Origin of the sequence: Streptomyces sp. NPDC006687, assembly GCF_040636215.1 — a bacterium.
Classification (GTDB): domain Bacteria; phylum Actinomycetota; class Actinomycetes; order Streptomycetales; family Streptomycetaceae; genus Streptomyces.
On record NZ_JBEYJJ010000016.1, the window covers coordinates 83351 to 109493 of the forward strand.

Sequence of the window (26143 nt, forward strand, 5' to 3'; positions counted from 1 at the left end):
GCAGAACGGACGTTGACGGGATGCGCACGCGGAAGGTGGCCTCGGCCCTTGCCGGTCTGCTGCTGGTTTGGGTCGCGACGCTGCCAGCGCACGCGGGAACAGTCCGACCCAAGCAGTGGCATCTCGATGTCATGAAGGCCACCGACATCTGGAAGCTCAGTACAGGCAAGGGCGTCACCGTTGCAGTGATTGACACCGGTGTCGCTCGCATCCCTGAGCTCGAAGGGCAAGTACTGCCCGGCAAAGACTTTGCGCCGGACCCGATTGACGGTGATGAACGCACGGACTACAAGAATCACGGTACGGGCATGGCTGCGCTCATCGTCGGCACCGGGAAGGGGCCGGGTGGAGTGGAAAGTGCATTCGGCTTGGCGCCCGATGCCAAGATTCGATCGCTGCGGGTGGACATGAACGGAAATGGTGTCTCTGCAAATAACACTTTGGCTGACGCCATTCGGTTTGCGGCAGATTCCGACGCGAAGATCCTCAATATTTCTCTGGGTTGGAGTGACGGTGAGCAGCTGAGGGGGGCTGTTAAATACGCGCTGAACAAGGGCAAATTGATCTTCGCTGCCTCTGGTAACGATGGGGGAACACAACTCAATTATCCAGCCGGTGTTCCCGGTGTGGTCGGCGTTGGCGCCGTCGATGCCGACGGCGCCGCCACCCAGGAGTCGACGCACAACGCTGCGGTGGACATGGCTGCCCCCGGGGTCGACATCCTTGGCGCATGCGACGGCAGTACGGGGCTTTGTAACAGCCACGGCACCAGCGACGCCACAGCCCTGGCCTCCGCCTCCGCCGCCCTCCTCTGGTCCGCCCACCCCACCTGGACCAACAACCAGATCCTCCGCGTCCTTCTCAACACCGCCGGCAAGCCCGTCGACGGTGCCCAGCGGAACGACTACATCGGCTACGGCGTCGTCCGACCCCGCGTCGCGCTGCCCACCCCCGGCGACCCCGGTCCGCCGGACGTCTACCCCCTCCCCGATCTCGCCGCCGCCGGGGCCGGCACCCCCCCTCCCGGGGGAAAGATCACGCCATCGCCTGCGCCGCAGCCCCAAGCTGCGGTAAAAAAGTCCGACGGTGGCGGTCCGCCCTGGATCGCCCTCGGACTCGGAGCCTGCGTTGTCATCGGTGGAGCCGTCACCGCGGTCGTCGTACGCCGGGCCAAGCGCTGACCTGACCCGACCCCGAGGGGAGTGCACGGTATGTCCTTCGAAGAGGAGTGGTCCGCCGCCCGCGCCACCGCCGCGGCCAACATCTCCATGCGCCTCAACCAGGCAGCCTCCCCCGCCTCCGGCGCCGACCTGGAGCTGAACCAGGACCACATCGGCGCCGTCGGCAGCGAGGCGTACAAGCTCCACTCCCGTCTCCAGACCGACGGCAAGCACGCCGCCACCGCCTCCGGCGAGGCGGCCGGTGCGCTCTCGCGGGAGGGCTTCGCCAGCGGGGCCGCCCTCGCCAAGGCGAACAGCCGCTGGGAGAGCCAGGTCAAGACACTCGTCTCCGCCTGCGCGCAGATCTCCAACGGCCTCAACTACTCCCTCTCCTCCCACGCCAAGGACGAGCAGCACCTCTACGCCGAGTTCACCGCCTCCAAGATCGACGAGTACCTCAAGTAGGGAAAGGCACGCGGCCGTGCTGACGTACGAGAACGTCCTGAACGCCCCCATCGACAAGCTCGCCACCGCCGTCCGCGACTGGCAGGCGATGGCCGCCAAGCTGGAGGAACTGGCCGAGGCCGCCCGCAGCGGGATGAAGGCCAAGTCCGACCAGGCCCAATGGAGCGGGGTCACCGCCGGTGTGGCACGGCCCTTCGTCGACAAGACGGCCAAGGAGTTCCAGGACGCGGCCAAAGAAGCCAAGGGCATCCATCAAGCGCTCACCCAGGGCCACGACACCTTCAAAACCTCCCGCGACCAGCTGAGGAAGATCGCCGAGGAGGAGGCCCCCGCCGCGGGCTTTCAGGTCGACGCGAAGGGGAAGGTCGCACCGGTACCCCTTACCTCCGCCGCGGACCGCAACGCGGCCCGGCACGATTTCGACTACCAGCAGTCCCTCCGCGTCAACCAGGGGCTGTGGCAGGCGAAGATCGATGCCCTCATCGACGCCTGTGACGACGTGGACCAGTCGCTGACCCGCCTGCTCAACGCCAACGTCGCCGAGGACCACAACTTCAGTGCTCCGAGGTACTCCGGCCTCGCCGCCGAACAGGCCGGCCGCGCGACCGACCTCGCGAGGAAGGGCCGCGACCTCTCACACGCCGAGCTCGCGGAACTCAACGAACTCCTGGCCGACAACGCCAAGGTCCCGGAGTTCTCCACCGCCTTCTACGGGAACCTCGGCCCCAAGGGCGCACTCCAGTTCTTCGGCACCATGGCGACCGACACCTACGAGTACGGAAAGCTCGACGAGCAGCGGCTGAAGGACGTCCAGGAGCTCCAGCAGAACCTGGGCCTCAACCTCGCCACGGCCACCCGCTCCACCACCGAACCGCACCTCCCCGACAGCTACGCGGCGGAGCTGCGCCGACTGGGCACCCAGCCGATCCCCCTGGCCCGCTACGACCAGAACCCGCCGTACGGGTACCAGCTGCTCGGCGGGATCATGCGCTACGGGAACTACGACCCGAAGTTCCTGGTCCCGATCGCCGAGCACGCGACGCAGATCCACGCCAAGAACCCGGACTTCTTCACCGGAACCCGCCAGCTCAACGGCTACGGCAAGAACATGCTGAACCCCTCCGGGATCAACGGTGCCGGCTACGACCCGGTGGTGAGCTTCCTGGAGGCCCTCGGCCACAGCCCGGAGGCGTCGGCCCAGTTCTTCGACCCGGAGCGCACGCACCTTCCCTCGTACAACGAGGACGGGACGCCACGCGCGGGCGACGCCGACCTAGGCAAGGACGCCAAGGGAAAGCCGATCGCCAGCTACCTCGACTTCTTCGCCAACGAGAAGTACCACTCCGCCATCGACACGGAGGGCATGAACCCCGACGACCTGAACAAGGTCAACAACTACATGCCCGACGCCCTGGGGCATGCCTTGGAAGCGGCCACTCTCGGCCACGCCTGGGACGACCCCAAGCCGGAACTGCACCGGACTGTGGTGGGGGCGCACGTCATGGAGGCAGTAGCGCTGAAATACGGCGGAGACGCCGGACTGCTCAAGCATCAGGAGATCCTCGCGGACAGCCTGGGGAACATCACCGCCGGATACATCGACGACGTGAACAAGGGGCTCAGCAACGAAGGGGAAGACAGCGTCTTCGCCCCTTCGGCTGGAGATCGGCAAGCCCATGCGCAGCTCGCACGCAGCGAAGCCCGTGACCTCTTGGCCGCCCTGGGGCAGCACCCTGATGCCTATGCAACGGTGTCAACCGCTGAACGTGTCTACTCAGCGAGTGTGCTGGAGAGCCAAGGAGTGCATGATGGCGTGATCGACGAGGGCCGCGCCCGGGCAACGATCCGGACCAGCGCCGAGGTGCAGGGCATTCTCGACGAATCCCGGGCGGAACAGGTCAAGGGCGTCGGGGAGAAGAAGCACGAGGCGTACGAGAAGGCACACGAGCAGAGCTCCTCTTGGGTCGAGTTCGGCACCACGGCCGCCATTGCGGCCGGCGTCGCCTTCCTGCCCGCTACGGCGGCTGCGGCAGGCGTGGCGGCGGTCGCCGTCCCCCTGGCAGTGGATACGGGTACGGGACTTGTGGAACAGGCTGCCGGGCAGGTCATCGGCGAGTGGTCGGACGAGGCCAAGGAGAAGCACAAGGACAAGATCGACGGCGAGACGCATGACACCAACAAAGCGATGTTCCAGGCGGGAGAGCACAGTGCCGAGGCGCCCATGAGGGCGTTCATGGCCCGACATGACGTCGCACCCCACAGTGACTTCGGAAACGATTTCATCGAGTCGATGCGCCTCGGCTACGAACAGGGCAACTCCATTAGCCGTCAGCAGGGCCACGAGTCACAGACCAAGGGTGTCAAGTGAACCGCCGAAGGGCGAGGCGCCCCCTGGGAGGCGCGATCCTCTTCGCCGCTGCGACGGTGGCTTGTTCAGGTGGAACGGCGGAGCGGCCGGCCCCCGTGCCGACCGTGACGAGGGTTGCTGCCGATCAGGTCTGTGCCGGGCTGTTTCCCGGTGACGGAGGCAGGGCGCTGGAGCGGGTCCTCGAATCCAAGGAGTTCCTGCTCCGGAACGAGAAGCGGGACCCAGACGTCAGGGACGTGGCGCAGGCGATGGAGAACGCGTACAGGTCTGGCGACAAGATTCGCCAGATGCCTCAGTCGACTTGCGAGGTTGCGGGGTCGGGAGGGCGCCAGTACATCCCGTCGGCGATGGTCCGTTTCACGGCCTCAAGTAAGCGGGACCGTTTCGACCTCGGCGGCCAGGGTGTTCAGGTGTCCACTCGGGAACGGAAGCTCGTCTACCTCGAGTACGACTGTGTCAGCCCCCGCGTAGGGTCCACTCCGGACATTCCCCTGCGGGTCAGGGTGCTGTTCCAGGAGCGATGGCAGGAGAGTAAAGGCGAGGAAGTCCTCCGCCCCGACTATCTAGCCATCACCCACTCCGCCGCCCTCGCCGTGGCGAAGGAGTTGCGGTGTGTGGACGACGGCGGGCTCCCCGCCCGGGCCGCCGAACTGCCGGCGGGCTGAGGGCCGCTCGGGGGATGGTTCCCCGGGCGGCCCCTCGACGCCTCGCGGAGGCCGTGACCGGAATCGAACCGGCGTAACTCGCTTTGCAGGCGAGTCCCTCAACCACTCGGGCACACGGCCGTGCTGTGGTGCACTGGGGGCGACGCTACGGGCGTCCCCGGCCGTCCGGAAGAGGGGCGCGAGGCGTGCAATGTGACTGCCATGTCGCGTTCACACGGGACCTTCGGCCTAGGTCGGGCGGACCCCTCGGGATGGGACCAATTGACAGGGGCGTGTCCTGGTCGCGCACCTTACTCTGGGGCGATGAGCGCTCTTGAACCCCGGATAGCAGAGTCCTCCGCCGCCCCGCCCCGGCCGCCGGGCGGCGGCATTCTGGGGCCGGCCTATCGGACGCTGAGCGTCGGGATCATCTCCGTGATCTTCCTCGTCGCCTTCGAGGCCACCGCCGTCGGGACCGCGATGCCCGTCGCCGCGCGGGAGCTGGACGGGATCGGGCTCTACGCCTTCGGGTTCTCCGCCTACTTCACCACCAGCCTCCTCGGCATGGTCCTCTCCGGCCAGTGGGCCGACCGGCAGGGGCCGTTGCGGCCGCTGGCCGTGGGGATCGGGGGGTTCGCCGCCGGGCTGGTGTGTTCCGGGACCGCCACCGTCATGGGGGTGTTCGTGCTGGGGCGGGCCGTGCAGGGGTTCGGGGGCGGGCTGGTCATCGTCGCGCTGTACGTCGTCGTCAGCCGGGCCTACGAGGAGCGGCTGCGGCCCGCGATCATGGCGGCCTTCGCCGCGAGCTGGGTGGTGCCGTCCATCGTCGGGCCGCTGGCCGCCGGGACGGTCACCGAGCGGCTCGGCTGGCGGTGGGTGTTCCTGGGGATCCCCGTGCTGGTCGTCGTACCGCTGATCGTGGCGCTGCCGGCGATCCGGCGGACCGCCTCCGGGCCGGTGGACACCGGCGGGGCGGCGCCCGCCGGGTTCGACCGGCGGCGGATCCGGCTGGCCCTCGGGATCTCGGTGGGCGCCGGGCTGCTCCAGTACGCCGCCCAGGACCTGCGGTGGCTGTCGCTGCTGCCCGGCGCCGTCGGCGTGGCCCTGCTGGTGCCGGCGGTGCGGGGGCTGCTGCCGCGCGGGACGTACCGGGCGTGGCGCGGGCTGCCGTCCGTGGTGCTGCTGCGCGGGGTGGCGGCCGGGGCCTTCATCGGGGCGGAGAGCTTCGTGCCGCTGATGCTGGTCACCCAGCGCGGGCTCAGCCCGACCCTGGCCGGGTTCTCGCTGGCGCTCGGCGGGGTCACGTGGGCGACGGGTTCGTGGGTGCAGTCACAGGCGCGGACGGAGCCGTACCGGGAGCGGCTGATGGTGGCGGGGATGCTGATGGTGGCGCTGGGGATCCTCGCGGCTCCGGCGGTGCTGGTGGAGTCGGTGCCGGTGTGGACGCCGGCCGTGGCGTGGGCCGTGGGCTCCCTGGGAATGGGGCTGGTGATCGGCTCGACGAGCGTGCTGCTGCTGAAGCTGTCGGCGCCGGAGGAGGCGGGCGCGAACTCCGCCGCGCTCCAGATCTCCGACGCGCTGGCCAACGTGGTGCTGCTGGCGGCCGTCGGGGCGGCGTTCGCCGCGCTGGGCGGGGGAGCGGTGGGGGCCGGGCACCTGACCGGCACGCCGGGTGGCGTCTCGCGTCCGGCGGCGTTCCTGGTGGTCTTCCTCCCGATGGCCTGCGTCGCGCTGGTCGGCGCCTGGGTGGCGACCCGGCTGCAGGAGCGCCCGGCGGCGAAAACCGGCTGAGCGGCGGGCGGGTCCGCCGTGGGCTGCGCGGATGAACGAACTGGTCATCCGGCTCTCCGAGACCGAGCACGCGGAACTGGCCGATCTCGCCGACGCCACCGGCTCCACGCCCGAGGAGCACGCCGTGGCGGCCGTACGGGACCACCTGCGCCGGGAGCGCGCCCGCGTCGCCGCCACCGCGGAGCGCCTGGCCCTCCTGCACGCCCCCTGCTGAAGCGGCTCGGCGCATGACGGGGCAGGCGCAAGCCGTGAGCCGCGGGGGCGGCGACGCAGCTCCCCACCGCCCGGCCGTCCCGGGCGCCGCCGCCACTGTGCCGCCGCCGGGGCGCGGGCTCGTGGCCGGTGCCGGGGACGCGGCTGTCCCGAGTCCGTGGGTCGGCGGCGCCCTGGCCGTCTCGGGTGCGGCCGGTGCCGGTGACGCGGCTGCCCCGGGCCCGTCGGTCGGCGGGGTCCCGGCTGTCCCGGGCGCCGCCGCTGTGCCGCCGCCCGAGCCCGGTCCCGTGGCCGTAAGCGCGGCCGGTGCCGGCGACGTGGTTGCCCCGAGCCCGTCGGCCGGCGAGCTCCCGGCCGTCCCGGCCGCGCCCGGTGCCGTGCCCCCGCCCCGTGCCGGAGGCCGGAGCTCCGGTGTCACGGCAGCCGGCGCCCCCGAGCCGGGCGGGCCCGGGGTCCGGTACCTCACGCTCGCCGAGGTGCTCGGGCTCGCCCGGTACGCCTGCCTCGTGCAGGACCAGCCGGTCGAGGTGCGGGCCCCCGGGCTGCTGGAGTCCGCCGTGCACCGGCCTCGGGCCGCTGGGGGCCCCTCGCAGCGGTAGCTGGGGGAGTTTGGCGTACCCGCCTACACCGGGCTCCACGAGCAGGCCGCCGCCCTGCTGCACGGCATCGCCACGAACCACCCCCTCGTCGACGGGAACAAGCGCACCGCCTGGCTCGCCGCCGCGACCTTCCTCGCCCTGAACGGGGCCGATCCGGCCGCCGTCGACCAGGACGCGGCGTACGACCTGGTGGTCGCCGTGGCCTCCGGGGTCCTCGCCGAGGTGCCCGTGATCGCCGACGGGCTGCGGGAGTTGCTCGCGGTGTGACGCTCGCCGCACTGCCCGAGGTCACGGGCCTGTCCCCCCGCGGGCGGTGCCGCGGCGCGGGTAAGGTGGCCCGGTTGTCCTGAGTACGACGTACGACCGCCGCCGAGAGCCCGAGCCGGAGACCGTGACTACTACCGCCTCCCACCACCTCTCACCCGCCTTCCCCGGCCGTGCGCCGTGGGGCACCGCCAGCAAGCTGCGTGCCTGGCAGCAGGGGGCGCTGGAGAAGTACATCCAGACCCAGCCCCGGGATTTCCTCGCCGTCGCCACCCCCGGCGCCGGCAAGACCACCTTCGCGCTGACCCTGGCCTCCTGGCTGCTGCACCACCACGTGGTGCAGCAGGTGACCGTGGTCGCGCCGACCGAGCACCTGAAGAAGCAGTGGGCGGAAGCCGCCGCCCGCATAGGCATCCGGCTCGACCCGGACTACTCCGCCGGGCCCCTGAGCAAGGACTACCACGGCGTCGCCGTCACCTACGCCGGTGTCGGCGTACGCCCCATGCTGCACCGCAACCGCTGCGAGCAGCGCAAGACCCTGGTGATCCTGGACGAGATCCACCACGCGGGCGACTCCAAGTCCTGGGGCGAGGCGTGCCTGGAGGCGTTCGACCCGGCGACCCGCCGCCTGGCCCTGACCGGCACCCCGTTCCGCTCCGACACCAACCCGATCCCGTTCGTGACGTACGAGGAGGGCAACGACGGCATCCGCCGCTCCTCCGCCGACTACACGTACGGCTACGGCAACGCCCTCGGCGACGGGGTCGTCCGGCCCGTGATCTTCCTGTCCTACAGCGGCAACATGCGCTGGCGCACCAAGGCGGGCGACGAGATCGAGGCCCGCCTCGGCGAGCCGATGACCAAGGACGCCATCTCGCAGGCGTGGCGCACGGCGCTGGACCCGCGCGGCGACTGGATGCCGAATGTGCTGCGCGCCGCCGACCAGCGGCTGACGGAGGTCCGCAAGGGCATCCCGGACGCGGGCGGCCTCGTCATCGCCTCCGACCAGGACTCGGCCCGCGCCTACGCCAAGCTCATCCGGGAGATCACCGGGACGAAGGCCACCCTCGTGCTGTCCGACGACGCGGGCGCCTCGAAGCACATCGACACCTTCAGCGCGAACGACGACCGCTGGATGGTCGCGGTGCGGATGGTGTCCGAGGGCGTCGACGTGCCCCGCCTCGCGGTGGGCGTGTACGCGACGACGATCTCGACCCCGCTGTTCTTCGCGCAGGCCGTCGGCCGCTTCGTGCGATCGCGCAGGCGCGGCGAGACGGCGTCCGTGTTCCTTCCGACGATCCCCTACCTGCTCGGCTTCGCCAACGAGATGGAGGTCGAGCGCGACCACGTCCTCGACCGGCCGAAGAAGGCGGGCGAGGACGACGACCCGTACGCCGAGTCCGAGAAGGAGATGGAGGAGGCGAACCGGCAGGAGGACGAGGACACCGGGGAGGACGAGCAGATGTCCTTCGAGGCCCTCGAATCCGACGCCGTCTTCGACCGGGTCCTCTACGACGGCGCCGAGTTCGGTATGCAGGCCCACCCGGGCAGCGAGGAGGAGCAGGACTACCTCGGCATCCCGGGCCTGCTGGAGCCGGACCAGGTCCAGCTGCTGCTCCAGAAGCGGCAGTCGCGGCAGATCGCGCACAGCCGGCGCAGGCCGGACGCGGAGGCGGATCTGCTGGAGCTGCCGGCCGAGCGGCGGCCGGTGGTTTCGCACAAGGAGCTGCTGGAGCTGCGCAAGTCGCTGAACACGATGGTGGGCGCGTACGTCCACCAGAGCGGCAAGCCGCACGGGGTGATCCACACCGAGCTGCGCCGGGTGTGCGGCGGGCCGCCGAGCGCGGAGGCGACGGCGGGGCAGCTGAAGGAGCGGATCAAGAAGGTGCAGGAGTGGGCCACCCGGATGCGGTGAGCGGCCGCCCCTGAAACGGGAAGCGGGGTCCGTGCGCGGCTGCGCACGGACCCCGCTCCTATGTCCTGTGGGTCAGGAGGTGACGCGGCGACGCCGGCCGGTGCCGGCGACCAGGGCCGCACCCATGGCGAGGGCCACACCGCCGGCGCCGAGCGCCCAGGTGGTGGCGGCGTCCGCGCCGGTCTCGGCGAGCTGGCCACCGGCGGTGGTGCCGGTGCCCGTGGTGCCGCCGGTGGTGTGGTCGACGATCGGCGTGGTGGTGCCGCCGCCGTTCGGCTTGGTGTCGTTGCCGCCACCGGTGTGGGTGCCGCCGGTGTCGCCACCGGTGTTACCGCCCGTGTGGCCACCGGTGTTGCCGCCCGTGTTGCCGCCGCCGTTGGTGCTGCCGGAGACGATCTTCGACTCGGCCCAGGCGGTGCCCGAGTAGACGTTCTCGTCCACGTTGCTGCCGCCGGCCACCGCGATGGCGATGTTGCCCTGCGGCGCGCCCGCGTTGAACTTGACGCGGACCTGGAGGCTCAGCTGCTTGGCCGGGATCTCCACGTCGTCGGTCAGCAGGGCGACGGGGGTGCCCTCGTCGCTGATGACCTGGACGTCGTGCCAGCCGCCCTGGTAGTAGAGCTGGACGTGGACGTCCTTGGCGCTGAGCTTCTGCGCCTCGTCGGCGACGGCCAGGACGAGCACGTAGCTCTCCTGCGCCTTGCCCTTGGAGTTGTCGACCTTGACGGTGATGTTCGTCCAGTCGCCGCCGGCCTTGAAGGAGGACGGGACGCCGCCCAGGCCGAGGACCGGGCCGGTGGGCGCGAGGTCGTCCTCGTCCACCGGGGCGGGGGCCGGCTTGGCCGGAGCCGGGGCCGGCTTCTCGGCGGCGGGCTTGGCGTCCTTCGCCGGGGCCGGGGTCTCGACGGCCGGCTTCGCCGTGTCCGCGGCCGGGGCGGCCGGGGTCTCGGCGGCGGCGGAGTCGCCCTTGGGAGCCGCGTCCGGAGTGGTGACGGCGGTGTTCTTGGCCTCGTCGGCCATCGCGGGCGTGGCCATGAGGACCGTCGGGCCCACGACTGCGGCGGCCGCGACGACCGCCATGCGCTTCAGGTTCACGATTGCTTCTCCCCCTGTGTGGCTGCGGGAGCCTCGTGTCCCCGCCCGCCCCCCAGATCTTTTTGAACGTGATCAGCGCTCACAGTAGTAGAGGGGTCAGTTGATTTTCGAAGGGAATACATCACGAATCGGTAGAGGCACGCGACGAAATCCGCGTAAAACGCCAGGAGGCGACCGGATTCTGGACGAGGTCTTCCGCTGAGCGGACCCGCTCGCTACTGTCCCCGCATCGAACGCCCCGTGGCAGCGCCGCCGCGGGAGCGCAGCCGGTGCCATGGCCGCTACCGGCGGCCTCTCCGTGCGTCGCCGAGGGACCGGCAGCGCTGCGTTTCATGAGAGTCACCGCCGTCCACCGACGACACAGTAGGGAGAGGCGTCGTGACCGCGGAAACCTCCCAGACTCTCGACCGAGGGCTGAGAGTCCTCAAGCTGCTCGCCGACACCGACCACGGGCTGACCGTGACCGAGCTCTCCAACCGGCTCGGCGTCAACCGCACGGTGGTCTACCGGCTGCTCGCCACGCTGGAGCAGCACGCCCTGGTCCGCCGCGACCTCGGCGGCCGTGCCCGCGTGGGGCTCGGCGTGCTGCGGCTGGGCCGGCAGGTCCACCCGCTGGTGCGGGAGGCCGCCCTGCCCGCCCTGCGCTCCCTCGCCGAGGACATCGGGGCCACCGCGCACCTGACCCTCGTGGACGGGACGGAGGCGCTCGCCGTGGCCGTCGTCGAGCCCACCTGGACGGACTACCACGTCGCCTACCGGGCCGGCTTCCGCCACCCGCTGGACCGCGGCGCGGCCGGCCGGGCCATCCTGGCCGCCCGTCAGGGCTCCCTCATCGAGCCGGGCTACACCCTCACCCACGGCGAACTCGAAGCGGGCGCGAGCGGCGCCGCGGCGCCGCTGGTCGGCATCACCGGCCTGGAGGGCAGCGTGGGCGTCGTGATGCTCGCCGACGCCGTACCGGAGCGGGTCGGCCCGCGCGTGGTCGACGCGGCCCGCGAGGTCGCCGACGCCCTGCGCTGACGGCGGCGCGGTCCGGAGGGTCCGGGTCGGTAGATTGACCGGGTGCTCTCTCGCCTCACACGTCTGCCGCGCCCCACCGCCCTCGCCGTCTGCGCCGCGCCCGTCCTGGCGCTGTTCGCCGTCGCGGCCCTCGCCCCGCTGCCGTTCGTGGTGGCCGTCCCGGGGCCCACGGCCGACGTACTGGGCTCCGACCAGGGCAAGCCGGTCATCACCGTCACCGGCGCCCCGGTCCGGGAGACCAGGGGCCAGCTGCGCATGACCACCATCCGGGCCACCGGCCCCTCCTCGACGATGCGGCTGCACCAGCTCGTCGACCACTGGTTCCGCGGTGACGAGGCGGTCATGCCCCGCGAGGCGGTCTATCCCTCCGGCGGAAGCGACCAGCAGATCGAGCAGCACAACCTGGAGGAAATGACCGCCTCGCAGTCGTCCGCCAAGGACGCCGCGCTCGGCTACCTCCACAAGGACCCCAACTCGGTCAAGGTCGACCTCAACCTCGCCGACGTCGGCGGCCCCAGCGCCGGCCTGCTCTTCACCCTCGGCATCGTGAACAAGATCGACGGTGACGGAAGCGGCGGCGACCTCACCGGCGGCCGCACCATCGCCGGTACGGGAACCATCAGCGCGGACGGGACGGTCGGCGCGGTCGGCGGGGTCGGCCTGAAGACCCAGGCCGCCCGCCGCGACGGGGCGAGCGTCTTCCTCGTCCCGAAGGCCGAGTGCGCGGACGCGAAGTCCGAGCTGCCCGCCGGGCTTCAGCTGGTGCCCGTCACCTCGCTGTCGGATGCGGTGAACGCTCTGCGGGCGCTGAACCGGGGGCAGGGCGTTCCGTCCTGCTGACGGGGGCCGGCTGCCTGGTGTCCATCTCCCGCCAGGCGGGGAACAGGAGCGGGCTCAGCGTGGTCAGGAAGTAGACGCCGCCGAAGGCGAGGAGGGCCCGGGTGATGCCGAAGCCGTCCACCAGGAGGCCCGCCGCGAGACCGCCCACCGGCATGGCCAGCTCGCAGCCCGCCGTGGTCACCCCGGAGACCCGGCTGCGCAGTTCCTCGGGCACCCGCTCGTAGATGACGGTCGTCAGGATGGGGTTCAGCATCCCCGCGCCCAGGCCCGCCAGGGCCATGGTCACCGCGAGGGGGAGCGGGGTGCCGGTGAGGGCGGCGACCACGTAGCGGGTGGCGCCGGAGACGAGGAAGGCGGCCGCGAACACCGCCCGGCGCGGGAAGCGTTCGCCCCACACCCCGTAGAGGAGCGCGCCGAGCACGGCGAAGCCGCCGAAGAGGGAGATCATCAGGCCGAGGGTGGTGGCGCCGCCGAGGTCCTCGCGGCCGTGGACCGGCAGGAGGACGGAGGACCAGCCCTGGTCCAGGCCGTTGGTCGTCATCACCATGAAGGTGACGCCCAGCAGGAGGCGGGAGCCGGTCAGGAAGCGCCAGCCCTCGGCGAGTTCGGCCCGGTAGACGGCGAACGAGGGCCGGCCGAGGCCGCGCTGGGGTTCGGCGGCCGGGACCCCGCGCAGGAAGGCGGAGACCAGCAGGGCGGAGACCGCGAAGGTGGCGGCGTCCACCAGCAGGACGGTCTCCGCGCCGAGGACGGCGATGAGCAGGCCGGCCACCGCCGCCCCGGTCATCCGGGCTCCGCGCGAGACGCCGTCGTAGAGGCTGGCCGCCCGGGCGACGGTGGTTCCCGCGTGCTCGGCGAGGCTGGGCAGCAGCACCGAGCGGGCGGTCATGCCGGGGGTGTGCACGAGGCCGCCGAGGGCCATGCACGCGCACAGCATCCAGAACTCCAGCAGCCCCGCGTAGTGCAGCAGCGGGATCGCGCCGACCGAGGCGGCGCAGACCACGTCGGAGACGGCGGAGACCCGGCGGCGGCCGAGCCGGTCGATGACCGGGCCGCCGACCAGGGCCGCGACGATGACGGGCAGGGTGGCGCAGAAGGCGACGGCGCCGGCCCGTCCGGCGCTGCCCGTGGTCTGGAGCACGAACCACGGGACGCCGATCAGGGTGAGCGAACTCCCGGCGATGGAGACGGTGTTGGCGGCGAGGACGGCTGCGAAGGGGCGCCGGCTCATGCGGCGTGCCGGTGGACGCGGGCGTGGAGGTGCTCGGGGCGCATCAGGCGGGTCCCGGCGGAGACCAGGGCCTCACCGAGCCGGTCGCGCAGGGCGCCGGGCGTGGCGGGGCGGGCCGCCGGGGCGGCTTCGTGGGCGAGGCGCCACGCGGCGGCCTCGGCGGCGAGTTCGGCGGTGCGGGCGGCGTGTATCCGGGCGTGCGGGAAGGCGTGCATGGCAGGACTCCTTCGTCGGCGGGCGCGAAAGGGGAGAGGGGCTGGCCGGGGGGCGGGGGGGGGCTACGCGCGGTCGCGGCGCGGGAAGGCGTGCGTGTGGACGCGGACCGTCGCGGTGTCCTCGGCGGCCGGCAGGTCGCGGTAGCTGTTCACCAGGTCGTGCATCTTGTGGATCAGTTCGGTGGCCTGATCGGGCGTCAGGCGGAGCGTGAAGTCGCTCATGTCCGTCGCGGAGCGCCAGGGGCGCGGCCAGGAGTGGGAGTCGCCGAGCCAGGTGCTGAGCTCCTGGGTGTGGATGGTGGCGATCTCGTGGAGGAAGGCGTCGGCGGCGCCGCGCGTCTGCGGGTCGGCCTCGTCGTACATCAGCGACTCGTCGAAGGCCGTGCCCTGGTGGACCGCCCGCCACCAGCGTTCGCGGCCCTTGCCGTGGCCGGGGGCGTCCTCGACGAAGCCGTGGGCGGCGAGCTGGCGCAGGTGGTAGCTGGTGGAGCCGCTGGACTCGCCGAGCCGCTCGGCCAGCTGGGAGGCGGTGGCCGGTCCCTCGTGGCGCAGGGTGGCCAGCATCCGCATGCGCAGCGGGTGGGCGAGGCCGCGCAGGGAGCGGGCGTCGAGCGTGCGGACGTGGGGCTGCTGGGACGCGGCGGGCTGCCGGGGCTCCCCGGCGGCGTTCGTTTCGGGCATGGCACCACCGTAGGGCTTGCAAAGAGTTCTATGCAAGGGTTTCTTTGCAAGTCTTTCTTTGGAAGCCGGCTTCGGGGGCCGGGAGGCGTACGCCGCTCAGCGGTCCCCGGCCGCCTGCTCCACCAGCGGGATGATCCGCAGCGGCACCGGGTTCTCCATGACGATCGCCGTCGACGCGCGGACGATCCCCCCGAAGCCGACCACCCGGTCGATGACCCGCTGGAGGTCGGCGTTGGACCGCGCCACCAGCCGGCACAGCATGTCCCCGTGCCCGGTCGTCGTGTGCAGCTCCAGCACCTCCGGGACCCCGGCCAGGTGGGCCCGTACGTCCGCGCCCTGGCCCTGCTTGATCTCCAGCGTGGCGAAGGCGGTGACCGGATAGCCCAGGGCCGTCGGGTCCACCTGGGGCCCGAATCCGCGGATCACCCCGTTCGCCTGGAGCCGGTCCAGCCGTGCCTGCACCGTGCCCCGCGCCACCCCGAGCCGGCGCGACGCCTCCAGGACCCCGATCCGGGGCTCCCGGGCCAGCAGCACGATCAAGCGTCCGTCGAGCTCGTCGATAGCCATGGAAACCTTCCCTCGATCGGCTGGTCATCCTGTACAGATCCTTCAGTCATCCTCGGGCTCCGCTGGGCAGTATGTACAGCAGAAATCGAAACTATTGCGCAGCTTGTGGAACGGCGGGACGCTGCGCACATGACTGAGACCCTGGACACCACCCCGCAGACCGCGCGCGAGGCAGACCCCTTCCCGGTGAAGGGCATGGACGCGGTCGTCTTCGCCGTCGGCAACGCCAAGCAGGCCGCGCACTACTACTCGACCGCCTTCGGGATGAAGCTCGTCGCCTACCGCGGACCGGAGAACGGCAGCCGCGAGACCGCCAGTTACGTCCTGACCAACGGCTCCGCCCGCTTCGTCCTGACCTCGGTCATCAAGGCGACGACCGACCACGGCCGCTTCCTCGCCGAGCACGTCGCCGAGCACGGCGACGGGGTCATCGACCTCGCCATCGAGGTCCCGGACGCGCGCGCCGCCTACGCGTACGCCGTCGAGCAGGGCGCCCGCGGGCTGGACGAGCCGCACGAGGTCAAGGACGAGCACGGCACGGTGGTCCTGGCCGCGATCGCCACGTACGGCCAGACCCGCCACACCCTCGTCGAGCGCGTCGACTACACCGGCCCCTACCTGCCGGGCTACATGGCCGTCGCCCCGCTGGTCGAGCCGCCGGCCAAGCGGACGTTCCAGGCGATCGACCACTGCGTCGGCAACGTCGAACTCGGCCGGATGAACGAGTGGGTCTCGTTCTACAACAAGGTCATGGGCTTCACGAACATGAAGGAGTTCGTGGGCGACGACATCGCGACCGAGTACTCGGCGCTGATGTCGAAGGTCGTCGCGGACGGCACCAAGAAGGTGAAGTTCCCGATCAACGAGCCGGCGATCGCGAAGAAGAAGTCGCAGATCGACGAGTACCTGGAGTTCTACAACGGGCCGGGCGTGCAGCACATCGCGCTGGCGTCGAACGACATCGTCGCGACCGTGCGGAACATGCGGGCGGCCGGGGTGGAGTTCCTGTCCGTGCCGGACGCGTACTACGACACCCTCGGCGAGTGGGTCGGCGACACGCGCGTGCCGATCGACGAGCTGCGCGAGCTGAAGATCCTCGCGGACCGGGACGAGGACGGCTACCTGCTGCAGATCTTCACCAAGCCGGTGCAGGACCGGCCGACGGTGTTCTTCGAGATCATCGAGCGGCACGGGTCGATGGGCTTCGGCAAGGGCAACTTCAAGGCGCTGTTCGAGGCCATCGAGCGGGAGCAGGACCGGCGCGGCAACCTGTAGCGGCCAGCGGCCTCCCGGGGGCCCGCCCCCGGGAGGCCCCCCGCGCCTCGACCGCCGGCGGAGCCGCGCACAGCCCCGCCGGCGTACGGGGTCACGGCGTGGACGGGCTCGGTTTCGGGTGGGCCGGAGCCGGCTTCGGCGCCGGCTTCGGCGCCGCCGCCTCCGGCTTCGGCTTGGCCGCGGGGCGCGGCTTCGGGAGGTCCGGGGGGACCCACGGGGTGCGCGGCTGCATGTTCTCCGGGCCCCCCGGCGCCGGCTGGCCGATCGTCGCCAGGGCCTCCTTCGCCAGCGGCCCCCGCAGCGGCGAGAAGTCCGGATTGGTCCGCGCGACCTCCTGAAGGTGGCGCCGCGCCGCCGCCTCGTCCCCGAGCCCCTGCTCGATCACCGCCCGGTGATAGGCGAACTCCGCGCTCCGCAGCCCCGTGTCCGTCGCCTTCTTCGCGTACTCCAGCGCCGCCGTGTCCTCCCCGCCCCGGTGCAGCGCCCACCCCAGGGCGTCGGCCACCTGCACGTTCTTGTGCCGCTCCCACTCCGCCGACAGACGGCGTACCGCCACCGCCGGGTCCCCGTGGTCCGCCTCGAACAGGCCCAGCACCACCTCCTGGTCCACCCCGTCCGCCGCGCTCCGCGCCGCCAGCGCCGACACCGCCTCGTACTGCGCCCGCGCCTCCTGCGGCCGGCCCAGCGCGTCCAGCAGCTCGCCCAGCTCCAGCGCCAGCCGCGGCAGCGGCGTACGCCCCAGCGCCAGCCGGTAGTCCCGCACCGCCTCCCCGCCCCGCCCCAGCGCGGCCAGCGCCCGCGCCCGGCCGCCCAGGGCCTCCGCCTGCGCCGGGTCCGTGCGCCGCGCGGCCTCGTACTGGCGCAGCGCCTCCGCCGGGTCGCCCCGCTCCCAGGCCAGCTCCCCGAGCCGGAACAGCACGTACGCCTTCTCCGCCGGGGACTTCGCCGCCCCGCCGGCCGCCTCCAGCGCCACCACCGCGTCCTCGCGCCAGCCCCGGTCCCGGTAGACCTGGGCCGCCCTCAGGTGCGCGGCCAGGCCCGGCCGCAGCTCCAGCAGCTGGTCCATCGCCTTCTGGGCGCCCTTGTAGTCGCCCAGCCCCGTGTACGCGTCCACCAGGACCGGGTACGCCGTCCAGCGCCGCGGTGCCTGCGCCCGTACCAGCTCGCCCCACTTGCGGGCCGTCGCGAAGTCACCCCGGGCGCCCGCGAGCGCGCCCATGCCCGTCATCGCGTCGAAGTTGCCCTTCTCCGCGGGGCGCACCTCCAGCGACCGCTTCAGGGCCTGCTCCGCCTTGGGGAACCAGCCGGAATCGGCCGTCCGGCGGGCCTGCTCCAGGTACGCCGAGCCGAGCACCGCCCACGAAGCGTCGTCGTCCGGATGGCCGGCGAGCCACTTCTCCCGGTCCGCCACCAGCGCCGTCAGGTCCACCGCCGCCACCGGGGCGCCCATGCCCACCGCCGAGGCGGCCCGCTCGCTCGGCCCGGGCGGCCGGGCGTCGTCGCCCGTCCGGGCGGGGCGGATCAGCAGGGTCGCGGCGATCAGGACCACCGTCACCGCGGCCGCCACCACCGTCTTGCGGCCGGTGAAGGTCACGGGCGGCGCGGGCTGTGCGCAATGCTCGTCGAAACCGTCCATGGGCTCACTGTGCGTCAATATGAAGAGGTCGCCCGGGTGTCCGAAGCCCGTCGCAGCCGTGTTCACACCGATGGCCGCGACTGCCACTCTGGCCCCATGGACGACGATCTCGCCTCCCCGCCCCCCGGTCTCCTCGCACGGCTGCGCGAGGGGCTGCCGCCCGAGGCGGTCCACACCGACCCGCAGGTGACCGCCTCCTACGCCAGCGACATGGCCGGCTTCTGCCCCGCCGGCGCGCCCGCCGCCGTCGTCCTGCCGCGGACCGTGGAGCAGGTGCAGCACGTCATGCGCACCGCCACCGCCCTACGGGTCCCCGTGGTGCCCCAGGGGGCCCGTACGGGCCTGTCGGGGGCCGCCAACGCCTCCGACGGCTGCATCGTGCTCTCCCTGGTGAAGATGGACCGGATCCTGGAGGTCTCCGCCGTCGACCGGATCGCCGTCGTCGAGCCGGGCGTGGTCAACGCGGTCCTCTCCCGGGCCGTCGCCGCCCAGGGCCTGTACTACCCGCCCGACCCCTCCAGCTGGGAGCAGTGCACGATCGGCGGCAACATCGGCACCGCCTCGGGCGGGCTGTGCTGCGTCAAGTACGGGGTCACCGCCGAGTACGTGCTCGGCCTCGACGTGGTCCTCGCCGACGGGCGGCTGCTGCGCACCGGGCGGCGCACCGCCAAGGGGGTCGCCGGCTATGACCTGACCCGGCTCTTCGTGGGCTCCGAGGGCAGCCTGGGCGTGGTCGTGGGCGCCGTCCTGGCGCTGCGGCCGGCGCCGCCGCGGCAGCTGGTGCTCGCCGCCGAGTTCCCCTCCGTCGCCGCCGCCTGCGAGGCCGTCTGTGCCGTGATGGAGGCGGGGCTGGCCCCCTCCCTGCTGGAGCTGATGGACCGCACGACCGTCCGCGCCGTCAACGCCCTCGGCAGGATGGGCCTGCCCGAGAGCACGGAGGCGCTGCTGCTGGCCGCCTTCGACACCCCGGACGCCCCCGCCGCCCTCGCGGCCGTCGGCGAGCTGTGCACGGCCGCCGGGGCGTCCTCCGTCGTCCCCGCCGAGGACGAGGCGGAGTCGGAACTGCTGCTCCAGGCCCGCCGGATGTCGCTGACCGCCCTGGAGACCCTGCGGCCCGCGACGATGATCGACGACGTGTGCGTCCCCCGGTCGCGGCTCGCCGAGATGCTCGACGGCACGGCCGCCATCGCGCGGAAGTTCGACCTGCTCATCGGCGTCTGCGCGCACGCCGGCGACGGCAACACCCACCCGGTGGTCTGCTTCGACCCCGCGGACGAGGACGAGACGCGGCGCGCACGGGAGTCCTTCGACGAGATCATGGCCCTCGGGCTGGCCCTGGGCGGGACCATCACCGGGGAACACGGGGTGGGCGTGCTGAAGAAGGAATGGCTGGCCCGCGAACTGGGACCGGTCGGGCTGGAGATGCAGCGCGCCGTCAAGCACGCCTTCGACCCGCTCGGACTGCTCAACCCCGGCAAGCTGTTCTGACACGTCGCCCCCTTCCCCGCCGCCGCTGCTCACAGCTCACCGTCCGCGGACTCGTCCGAGGGCCACGGATCGCGCAGCCACAGCTCGTCGGCCGGGGTCGGGGTGAGCAGCTCGGCCAGCGCCTCGTCCAGGCCCAGCCGCTCCGCCTCGGTTCCCGGCGGGACCACGCGCAGGGTGCGCTCCAGCCAGGCCGACACGGCCCCGGCGGGGGCGTCCAGGAGGGCGTCGCCGTCGGGGGAGCTGAGCGCCATGCACAGCACGGACTCGTCGTCGATCTTCGTGGGCCAGATCCGGACGTCCCCCTGCCCGCACGGGCGGAACACCCCCTCGACGAGCAGCTCGCGGGCGAAGGTCCAGTTGACCGGGGCGCTCGTGCCGGTGTGGAAGGTGATGTGGACGGCGTAGGGGTCGTCGGGGAGGTAGAGCAGCTTCGCGGGGACGCGGATGCTGCGCTCGGGCGACAGGATCAGCCTGAGCTCCAGTGCGCGCTCGATGACGGAGGGGTGGTGCACGGCGGCCTCACTTCGGTGTGTCGGTGTACGGGCGCGGGACGCGGATCGCCCCACGGGGGAAGGGAGCGCCGATGTGCCCGGGTATGACGCGACTTCCGGGACCGGATTCGAGGTTGGCCGGAATCTGTCGGATGACCGAAATTGAGGGGTTGGGGGGACGGACGGGACCGAGTCGGGGTGAGGTTCGCTCAAAGGCTTGGAATCTGCCGTTACCGGACCTGTCGGGAAGGGGTTCTTGGCTATGGTCCTCCCTTTGGGTCCTCCCCTGCACAAGCCTTGAGCCACGATCGGAGTTGGGGACATTGACGGCCTCCCCTGGTGACGGCGAGCACGCGGCCCGCGAGGGCTACTACCCCGATCCGTCCATCCCCGGCTACGTCCGGTACTGGAACGGCGCCGCCTGGGTCCCGGGTACGAGCCGTCCCGCGCCCGCGCCCGCGCCGGCGGAGGAGACGGGGCCGGTGTTCCTCGACGAGACCTCCGCGACCGAGGCCCTGCCGGAGCCGGCGCCCCGTACGCCGGTACGGGACCACGCGGACGCGGCGCCGTGGCGGCCGGAGGCGGAGCCGGGCGGGGGCTGGCAGGCGGACCCCGTGCACCAGGCGGGCTTCGGCGGGCCCCGCGACGTCCGGGTCTCCTGGGGCGGCCCGGACGTCGGGGCGCCCGGGGACGCCCGCCCCGGCGGCATCTCCCTGGCCCGGCCGGCGGCCGCGGCGGCCCCCGCGGCGGCGGCCGCGCCCGCTGCTGCCGCTGCCGCGCCTGCCGCTTCCGCCGCGGCTGTCGCTCCCGCCGTCCCCGGTGCGCGGCGGTTGCCCGCGCCGGCCGGGGGCGAGGGGGCGGGGATCCTCTCCGCCCGGACGCCGGCCTGGCCCGAGGCCCCGGGCACGGGCGTCTCGGGGCTCACCTCCAGCTGGCCCGAGGCGACACCCCGGGCGGCCACGGCTGCGGCGGCGGCTCCGGCCCGCCCGGCCGGCCCCGGCGAGGGTGCGGAGGCGGGCGCGCGGAGTCCGGCCCCGTCCCGCCCGGCCGCTCCCGCCCGTGCGGCGGGCCCCGCTCCGGAGTCCGCCGGGCCGGCCCCCGACCGTGCGTGGCCCGGCAGCCCTGACCCCGGCCCGGGTGCCGCCCGGGGGCGGGCCGTCACCCCGCAGGCGCCTCCGGCCAGGGGCGCGGCCCGGCCGTGGTCCGAGGCCCCGGCCGCCGAGCCGGGTTCCGGCCGCGCGGGCGCCGCCGCCGGGGCTGAGGGAGCCCCGGGGCGGGAGCGGTCCGACGCCGGGCACGGCCCGGCCCCGGAGGCGGGGCGGGGGGTGCGGCCCGGACCGGCGGGGGGCTCGGCCGCGGAGTGGGCGGCCGCGCGGCCGCTGCCCGACATCACGGAGGCCGACCACGCCCGCGCGTCCGGCGCGGCCCCCGGTGCGCGGGCCGAGGCGCGACGGGCCGACGGGCCACGGTCCGACAGGCAGCCGGAAGTGGCCGTTCCGGTGGGGACCGCCGCGCACGCCCCGTCGTCCGCCGCCCTCGCCGCCGCAGCGGCGGAACGGCTCGTACGGGAGGACGCGCGGGCCGTCTTCGAGCGGATGGCGGAGCGCGCCTCCCGGCCCGCCGGGCTGGTGCGCCGGGGTCTGGCCCGGCTGCTGGACTCCCTGGTCCTCGCCGGGGTGGCCGTTGCCGCCGCGCTGCCCCTCGTACCGGGGGTGACGGCCCACGTCCAGGCCAAGGTCGACGCCGCCCGGGCCAGCGGGCGGACCACCACCGTGTGGCTGCTCGACGCCACCACCGCCGGCCGGCTGGGTCTCGTCCTGGCCGTCGTCCTGCTGTTCGGGGTGGTCTACGAGGCGCTGCCCACCGCCCGCTGGGGCCGCACGCCGGGCAAGAAGCTGTGCGGGGTGCGCGTGCTGGCCACGGCCACCCAGCGCCCGCCCGGCTTCGGCGCGGCCCTGCTGCGCTGGTTCTCGTACGCCCTGCTGGGGCTGCCGGGCAGCCTGTGGTGCCTGGTCGACCGCCCGCGCCGGCAGGCGTGGCACGACAAGGCCGCCCGTACGTACGTGACCCGCTGACCCCCCCCGGCACGGGGCCCGTCGCCCGGACGGACCCCGTGGCGTTGCGGGGTGGGCGGGGCCGGGTTCGACTCGGGCCATGAGTACCGACCAGCCGCCGCCGGGTCAGCCGCCTGATGACGACCCGTTCCTCAAGAAGCCCCAGGAACCGACTCCTCCGGCGAACGGCTCGCCGTACGGTCAGCCGCCCCCGGGCAGCGGCGGCGGCTACCCCCCGCCCCCGCCTCCGCCCCCGTACGGCGGCGGCCCCGGCGACCCGTACGGCCACGGCGGCCCCGGCGGCTACGGCCACGGCATGCCCGACCCGCTCGCCGGGATGCCCCCGCTGGCGGACACGGGCAAGCGGCTGCTGGCGCGCGTCATCGACTTCCTGGTGGTCGGCATTCCGCTCTGGGTGATCTACATCGTCTTCGCCTTCGCCTTCCCCAGGACCGGCACCGTCGAGAACGGGGAGCTCACCGACACCGGTACGAACTGGATCAACGGCCTGGCCCTGCTGGTCTGGCTGCTGTCCATCGTGGCCTTCATCGGCTACGACTGGCTCCTCACCCAGAAGGGCGGCCAGACCCTCGGCAAGAAGGCGATGCGCCTGCGGGTGGCCGTGCTCAACGACGGCAGGGTGCCCTCCTCCGGTGCCTGCGCCGGGCGGGCGGTCACCCTGTGGCTGCCGGCCTTCCTGTGCTGCGGCGTGTGGTGGATCATCGTGGGCATCTCGATCCTGATCGACAAGCCCTACCAGCAGGGCCTGCACGACAAGGCCGCCGGAACGGTCGTGGTCACCGTCCCCTAGGCACCGCGCACGCGCGTCCACCCGGCCGGCCGGTCCCTCCAGGGGCCGGCCGGCCGGGTACGCGCGCGGCGGCTCAGTGGTGAACGGGGTGCTCCGCGGGGGCCGTTCGCGGCTCCGCCGCCCGGACCTCGGCGCGCGGCGCGGCCGGAGCGGCGGCGGGCGCCGGGCGGGTGCCGCGTGCGGCGGCGTGCCGGCCGCGGCGGCGGGGGAGCGGCACGGTCAGGGCGACCAGCAGCCCGAGGGCGAGCGCGGCTGCGGAGATCACCGCGACCCCGATCCCCGTGCTGGTCTGCGAGAGCAGCAGCATGGCGATCGTCGACACGACGACGGTGGCGGAGCCGTAGGCGAGCTGAGCGGCAGTCGGACGCGGCATGACGTGTTCCGTCCTCGGAGGGGGAGGTGCACAGGTACGCGGCTCGGAGTCCGCTCAACGGTCGCGCGCGTCAAGCGACTCGTACGACCGATGCCCGAGGAAGGCCACAAGTAAGCGTGACCTTACCCACGATGCCGGAGCACGGGGGGCGCACGGATTCACGCACCGGCCCCCGGACCGGACCCAAACCCGCCCACAACCGGACGACATCCCCATTTCTAGGGGCCGTTCGCCCCGGAAGGCCCCGATGACTCCAAACGTCCGAATAGCGGAACTCGCTGACCGCATAGTGCAGTTGTAAGGAAGAAGTCAAGGTCTGTCTTTTCTTTGGACTGTCCGGTCAAATGTTCGTCACTTGAGACGCGCGCCGCGCGGAACCCCCCACTCCTTTGGAGACGTTCCGACCAAACGCCCGCGGCCGCGGGAGGGGAACGACATCAAGTGACCGGCAACTCCGCAAGGCGTCGCGCTCTGCGCGCCGCCGTCGTCGGCGTGACCATGACGGCAACTGCCGCCTCGGGCGCCTTCTTCGCCACGGCTCAGGCCGACAGCAGCTGGGGCGGCGCACCCGCCTCGGGCAAGCAGGACCCGACCGCTCCTGCCCAGGAGAAGATCGAGCACGACCTCCCGACCCCGTTCAGCAAGCAGCAGGCGGAGCAGCGCGAGGCTGCCCTCGACCAGGTGCTGACGGGCAAGAAGCAGGTCGAGCAGCGCGGTGCCTCGAAGGTCGTCAAGCTCGACGACAAGAAGTACGTCGAGCTCGGCCGCGAGAAGACCGACAAGATCTTCACGATCCTGGTGGACTTCGGCGACCAGGTGGACAACACCACCATGGTGGACCCGGACGGCCCGACCGGCCCCAAGCCGCCGCAGCCCAAGTACGGCGGCACGCCCGGCCCGCTGCACAACCAGATCGCGCAGCCCGACCGTGCGAGCAACAACAGCACCGCCTGGCGCAAGGACTTCAGCCGTGACTACTTCCAGGACCTGTACTTCGGTACCGGCCCCGGCAAGAACTCGCTGAAGACCTACTACGAGAAGACCTCCTCGGGCCGCTACTCGGTCGACGGCCAGGTCGCCGACTGGGTCAAGATCCCGTGGAACGAGGCCCGTTACGGCTCGAACTACTGTGGCCAGACCAACTGCTCCAACGTGTGGGACGCCGTCCGCGACGGTGTCAACGCGTGGGTGGAGGGCCAGAAGAAGGCCGGCAAGTCGGACGCCGAGATCAAGGCCACGCTGGCGCAGTACGACCAGTGGGACCGCAACGACTACGACGGCGACGGCAACTTCAACGAGCCCGACGGCTACATCGACCACTTCCAGATCGTCCACGCGGGCGAGGACGAGTCGGCCGGCGGCGGCGTGCAGGGCACCAACGCCCTGTGGGCGCACCGCTGGTACGCGTACGGCACGGACGTCGGCAAGACGGGCCCGGCGGGCAACAAGGCCGGCGGCACCCAGATCGGCGACACCGGCATGTGGGTCGGCGACTACACGATGCAGCCGGAGAACGGCGGCCTCGGCGTCTTCGCGCACGAGTACGGTCACGACCTCGGTCTGCCGGACCTCTACGACACCTCCGGTGGCGGCGAGAACTCGGTCGGCTTCTGGTCCCTGATGTCGGCGGGCTCCTGGCTCGGCCAGGGCAAGGACTCCATAGGCGACCTCCCGGGCGACATGACCGCCTGGGACAAGCTCCAGCTGGGCTGGCTGAACTACGACACGGCCAAGGCCGCGACGAAGTCCACCCACAAGCTGGGTGTGTCGGAGTACAACACCAAGGACAAGCAGGCGCTGGTCGTCGAGCTGCCGAAGAAGCAGGTCAAGACCGACATCGTCGCTCCCGCCGAGGGTTCCTCGCAGTGGTGGAGCCAGATGGGTGACGACCTCAAGAACACCCTCACCCGCTCCGTCGACCTGACGGGCAAGAAGGCCGCGGCCCTCTCCCTCAAGGGCTGGTGGGACATCGAGCAGGACTACGACTTCCTGTACACCGAGGTCTCCACGGACGGCGGCGCCACCTGGACCGCCCTGCCCGGCACCGCCGACGGTGCGGCCCTCCCGGCCGACGCCTCCGGCGCCCCCTCGCTGACCGGTGTCTCCGGCGCCTGGAAGTCCCTGAACTTCCCGCTCGACGCCTACGCGGGCAAGAAGATCGACCTCCGCTTCCGCTACCAGACGGACGGCGGCGCGGGCGGCAAGGGCTTCACGGCCGACGCCATCACCCTGACCGCCGACGGCGCGGCGCTGTTCACCGACGGTGCCGAGAACGGCGACAACGGCTGGACCGGCAAGGGCTTCCAGCGGGTCGGCTCGGGCTTCACCAAGGAGTACCCGCAGTACTACATCGCGGAGAACCGCCGCTACGTCTCGTACGACTCCACCCTCAAGGTGGGCCCGTACAACTTCGGGTGGGCCAACTCCAAGCCGAACTGGGTCGAGCACTACCCGTACCAGGACGGTCTGCTGATCTGGCTGTGGGACAAGTCGCAGAAGGACAACAACACGAGCCAGCACCCCGGCTCGGGTCTGATCCTGCCGATCGACGCCAACGCCAAGCCGATGAAGTGGGCGGACGGCACGCTGCTGCGCAACAAGATCCAGCCGTACGACGCCCCGTTCAGCGCCTACTCGACGGACGCGTTCACCCTGCACAAGAACGGCGAGTCGCTCTTCGTCAAGCCGAAGCCGGCCAACCTGGTCTTCGACGACCACAAGGGCAAGTACTACTACGACGAGAACCCGACCGGTTCGGTGAAGGTCGCTGACACCAACACCAAGATCAAGATCGCGAAGGAGACCTACGACGGCCTCCAGATGACGATCGAGGTCGGCCCCGCGAGCAAGTAGTCCAGTAAATCCGCAGGTCAAAGCATGATCGGCCGTCGCCCTCTAGCGGGCGGCGGCCGATCGCGTTTAGATGCACGGACGACTGTTCTTATTG

At 72.3% G+C, this 26143-nt stretch carries 22 protein-coding genes, 1 tRNA gene and 1 pseudogene; 15 read left to right on the forward strand and 9 right to left on the reverse strand.

Annotated elements, in window-relative coordinates; genetic code table 11:
* The first annotated feature begins 20 nt into the window (after nt 1–20).
* From mycP to ABZ716_RS20205, 4 genes are all read left to right on the forward strand, one after another.
* Nucleotides 21–1181, forward strand: a complete 1161-nt coding sequence (gene mycP, locus ABZ716_RS20190) for a type VII secretion-associated serine protease mycosin (protein WP_358960560.1) — start codon at nt 21–23, stop codon at nt 1179–1181.
* 30 nt (nt 1182–1211) lie between these two features.
* Nucleotides 1212–1625 (forward strand): hypothetical protein, encoded by a 414-nt coding sequence (locus ABZ716_RS20195; protein WP_358960563.1) that lies wholly within the window; start codon nt 1212–1214, stop codon nt 1623–1625.
* A 16-nt stretch (nt 1626–1641) separates the two neighbouring features.
* Nucleotides 1642–3993, forward strand: coding sequence for a hypothetical protein (locus ABZ716_RS20200; RefSeq protein ID WP_358960566.1), 2352 nt, complete (start codon nt 1642–1644; stop codon nt 3991–3993).
* Between the two features lie 95 nt (nt 3994–4088).
* Nucleotides 4089–4658: a hypothetical protein gene (locus ABZ716_RS20205; protein WP_358960569.1), complete on the forward strand. Its 570-nt coding sequence runs from the start codon at nt 4089–4091 to the stop codon at nt 4656–4658.
* Between the two features lie 48 nt (nt 4659–4706).
* Here ABZ716_RS20205 and ABZ716_RS20210 read toward each other — a convergent pair.
* Nucleotides 4707–4778 (reverse strand) — tRNA-Cys (locus ABZ716_RS20210).
* 183 nt (nt 4779–4961) lie between these two features.
* Between ABZ716_RS20210 and ABZ716_RS20215 the strand changes: the two genes are divergently transcribed.
* The 4 genes and pseudogenes from ABZ716_RS20215 (at nt 4962) to ABZ716_RS20230 (ending at nt 9419) form a co-directional block, all read left to right on the forward strand.
* Nucleotides 4962–6428: an MFS transporter gene (locus ABZ716_RS20215; RefSeq protein ID WP_358960571.1), complete on the forward strand. Its 1467-nt coding sequence runs from the start codon at nt 4962–4964 to the stop codon at nt 6426–6428.
* 31 nt (nt 6429–6459) lie between these two features.
* Nucleotides 6460–6642: a hypothetical protein gene (locus tag ABZ716_RS20220; RefSeq protein WP_358960573.1), complete on the forward strand. Its 183-nt coding sequence runs from the start codon at nt 6460–6462 to the stop codon at nt 6640–6642.
* 475 nt (nt 6643–7117) lie between these two features.
* A pseudogene (locus ABZ716_RS20225) lies at nt 7118–7507 on the forward strand (type II toxin-antitoxin system death-on-curing family toxin).
* A gap of 124 nt (nt 7508–7631) precedes the next feature.
* Nucleotides 7632–9419, forward strand: a complete 1788-nt coding sequence (locus ABZ716_RS20230; RefSeq protein ID WP_351892433.1) for a DEAD/DEAH box helicase — start codon at nt 7632–7634, stop codon at nt 9417–9419.
* A gap of 72 nt (nt 9420–9491) precedes the next feature.
* On the opposite strand, the gene ABZ716_RS20235 is transcribed toward ABZ716_RS20230, so the two are convergent.
* Nucleotides 9492–10514, reverse strand: coding sequence for a hypothetical protein (locus ABZ716_RS20235; RefSeq protein WP_358810153.1), 1023 nt, complete (start codon nt 10512–10514; stop codon nt 9492–9494).
* Nucleotides 10515–10892: 378 nt separating this feature from the next.
* Between ABZ716_RS20235 and ABZ716_RS20240 the strand changes: the two genes are divergently transcribed.
* Both ABZ716_RS20240 and ABZ716_RS20245 read left to right on the forward strand, forming a co-directional pair.
* Nucleotides 10893–11534 (forward strand): helix-turn-helix domain-containing protein, encoded by a 642-nt coding sequence (locus tag ABZ716_RS20240; RefSeq protein ID WP_007264382.1) that lies wholly within the window; start codon nt 10893–10895, stop codon nt 11532–11534.
* A 42-nt stretch (nt 11535–11576) separates the two neighbouring features.
* Nucleotides 11577–12374, forward strand: coding sequence for a S16 family serine protease (locus ABZ716_RS20245; protein WP_358960575.1), 798 nt, complete (start codon nt 11577–11579; stop codon nt 12372–12374).
* On the opposite strand, the gene ABZ716_RS20250 is transcribed toward ABZ716_RS20245, so the two are convergent.
* From ABZ716_RS20250 to ABZ716_RS20265, 4 genes are all read right to left on the reverse strand, one after another.
* The gene (locus ABZ716_RS20250; RefSeq protein WP_358960577.1) at nt 12304–13605 is read right to left on the reverse strand and encodes an MFS transporter; all 1302 of its coding nucleotides are present in this window, start codon (nt 13603–13605) and stop codon (nt 12304–12306) included. The genes ABZ716_RS20245 and ABZ716_RS20250 overlap by 71 nt on opposite strands.
* Nucleotides 13602–13820: a hypothetical protein gene (locus tag ABZ716_RS20255; RefSeq protein ID WP_358960580.1), complete on the reverse strand. Its 219-nt coding sequence runs from the start codon at nt 13818–13820 to the stop codon at nt 13602–13604. Before ABZ716_RS20255 ends, ABZ716_RS20250 begins: the two co-directional genes overlap by 4 nt.
* A gap of 63 nt (nt 13821–13883) precedes the next feature.
* Complete coding sequence (locus ABZ716_RS20260) at nt 13884–14501, reverse strand: winged helix-turn-helix domain-containing protein (RefSeq protein ID WP_351892422.1); 618 nt, start codon at nt 14499–14501, stop codon at nt 13884–13886.
* A gap of 96 nt (nt 14502–14597) precedes the next feature.
* Nucleotides 14598–15068, reverse strand: a complete 471-nt coding sequence (locus ABZ716_RS20265; protein ID WP_358810150.1) for an Lrp/AsnC family transcriptional regulator — start codon at nt 15066–15068, stop codon at nt 14598–14600.
* A gap of 129 nt (nt 15069–15197) precedes the next feature.
* Between ABZ716_RS20265 and hppD the strand changes: the two genes are divergently transcribed.
* The gene (hppD, locus tag ABZ716_RS20270) at nt 15198–16343 is read left to right on the forward strand and encodes a 4-hydroxyphenylpyruvate dioxygenase (RefSeq protein WP_358810149.1); all 1146 of its coding nucleotides are present in this window, start codon (nt 15198–15200) and stop codon (nt 16341–16343) included.
* A gap of 91 nt (nt 16344–16434) precedes the next feature.
* Here hppD and ABZ716_RS20275 read toward each other — a convergent pair whose 3' ends face one another.
* Entirely contained in the window at nt 16435–17979 is a 1545-nt protein-coding gene (locus tag ABZ716_RS20275) for a tetratricopeptide repeat protein (RefSeq protein ID WP_358810148.1), read from the reverse strand.
* A 96-nt stretch (nt 17980–18075) separates the two neighbouring features.
* Between ABZ716_RS20275 and ABZ716_RS20280 the strand changes: the two genes are divergently transcribed.
* Complete coding sequence (locus tag ABZ716_RS20280; RefSeq protein WP_358810147.1) at nt 18076–19467, forward strand: FAD-linked oxidase C-terminal domain-containing protein; 1392 nt, start codon at nt 18076–18078, stop codon at nt 19465–19467.
* A gap of 29 nt (nt 19468–19496) precedes the next feature.
* Here the strand turns inward: ABZ716_RS20280 and ABZ716_RS20285 are convergent, their stop codons facing one another.
* Complete coding sequence (locus ABZ716_RS20285) at nt 19497–19979, reverse strand: SsgA family sporulation/cell division regulator (protein ID WP_358810146.1); 483 nt, start codon at nt 19977–19979, stop codon at nt 19497–19499.
* 302 nt (nt 19980–20281) lie between these two features.
* Between ABZ716_RS20285 and ABZ716_RS20290 the strand changes: the two genes are divergently transcribed.
* Together ABZ716_RS20290 and ABZ716_RS20295 are read left to right on the forward strand one after the other, a co-directional pair.
* Nucleotides 20282–22033, forward strand: coding sequence for an RDD family protein (locus ABZ716_RS20290; RefSeq protein WP_358960582.1), 1752 nt, complete (start codon nt 20282–20284; stop codon nt 22031–22033).
* Between the two features lie 79 nt (nt 22034–22112).
* Nucleotides 22113–22823, forward strand: coding sequence for an RDD family protein (locus ABZ716_RS20295; RefSeq protein WP_358810144.1), 711 nt, complete (start codon nt 22113–22115; stop codon nt 22821–22823).
* Nucleotides 22824–22896: 73 nt separating this feature from the next.
* Here ABZ716_RS20295 and ABZ716_RS20300 read toward each other — a convergent pair whose 3' ends face one another.
* Nucleotides 22897–23196: a hypothetical protein gene (locus tag ABZ716_RS20300; RefSeq protein WP_358810143.1), complete on the reverse strand. Its 300-nt coding sequence runs from the start codon at nt 23194–23196 to the stop codon at nt 22897–22899.
* 498 nt (nt 23197–23694) lie between these two features.
* On the opposite strand from ABZ716_RS20300, the gene ABZ716_RS20305 reads away from it, so the two are divergent.
* A complete protein-coding gene (locus tag ABZ716_RS20305) occupies nt 23695–26049 on the forward strand; it encodes an immune inhibitor A domain-containing protein (RefSeq protein WP_358810231.1) in 2355 nt (784 codons plus the stop codon).
* Nucleotides 26050–26143 lie beyond the last annotated feature (94 nt).

Excerpts from the sequence above, each read along its gene's own strand:
- ABZ716_RS20280 (WP_358810147.1), top strand. The coding sequence starts at position 18,076 with ATGGACGACGATCTCGCCTCCCCGCCCCCCGGTCTCCTCGCACGGCTG.
- ABZ716_RS20220 (WP_358960573.1), top strand. The coding sequence starts at position 6,460 with ATGAACGAACTGGTCATCCGGCTCTCCGAGACCGAGCACGCGGAACTG.
- ABZ716_RS20215 (WP_358960571.1), top strand. The coding sequence starts at position 4,962 with ATGAGCGCTCTTGAACCCCGGATAGCAGAGTCCTCCGCCGCCCCGCCC.
- hppD (WP_358810149.1), top strand. The coding sequence starts at position 15,198 with ATGACTGAGACCCTGGACACCACCCCGCAGACCGCGCGCGAGGCAGAC.
- ABZ716_RS20250 (WP_358960577.1), bottom strand. The coding sequence starts at position 13,605 with ATGAGCCGGCGCCCCTTCGCAGCCGTCCTCGCCGCCAACACCGTCTCC.
- ABZ716_RS20275 (WP_358810148.1), bottom strand. The coding sequence starts at position 17,979 with ATGGACGGTTTCGACGAGCATTGCGCACAGCCCGCGCCGCCCGTGACC.
- ABZ716_RS20265 (WP_358810150.1), bottom strand. The coding sequence starts at position 15,068 with ATGGCTATCGACGAGCTCGACGGACGCTTGATCGTGCTGCTGGCCCGG.
- ABZ716_RS20295 (WP_358810144.1), top strand. The coding sequence starts at position 22,113 with ATGAGTACCGACCAGCCGCCGCCGGGTCAGCCGCCTGATGACGACCCG.
- ABZ716_RS20260 (WP_351892422.1), bottom strand. The coding sequence starts at position 14,501 with ATGCCCGAAACGAACGCCGCCGGGGAGCCCCGGCAGCCCGCCGCGTCC.
- ABZ716_RS20305 (WP_358810231.1), top strand. The coding sequence starts at position 23,695 with ATGACGGCAACTGCCGCCTCGGGCGCCTTCTTCGCCACGGCTCAGGCC.
- ABZ716_RS20195 (WP_358960563.1), top strand. The coding sequence starts at position 1,212 with ATGTCCTTCGAAGAGGAGTGGTCCGCCGCCCGCGCCACCGCCGCGGCC.
- mycP (WP_358960560.1), top strand. The coding sequence starts at position 21 with ATGCGCACGCGGAAGGTGGCCTCGGCCCTTGCCGGTCTGCTGCTGGTT.
- ABZ716_RS20255 (WP_358960580.1), bottom strand. The coding sequence starts at position 13,820 with ATGCACGCCTTCCCGCACGCCCGGATACACGCCGCCCGCACCGCCGAA.
- ABZ716_RS20300 (WP_358810143.1), bottom strand. The coding sequence starts at position 23,196 with ATGCCGCGTCCGACTGCCGCTCAGCTCGCCTACGGCTCCGCCACCGTC.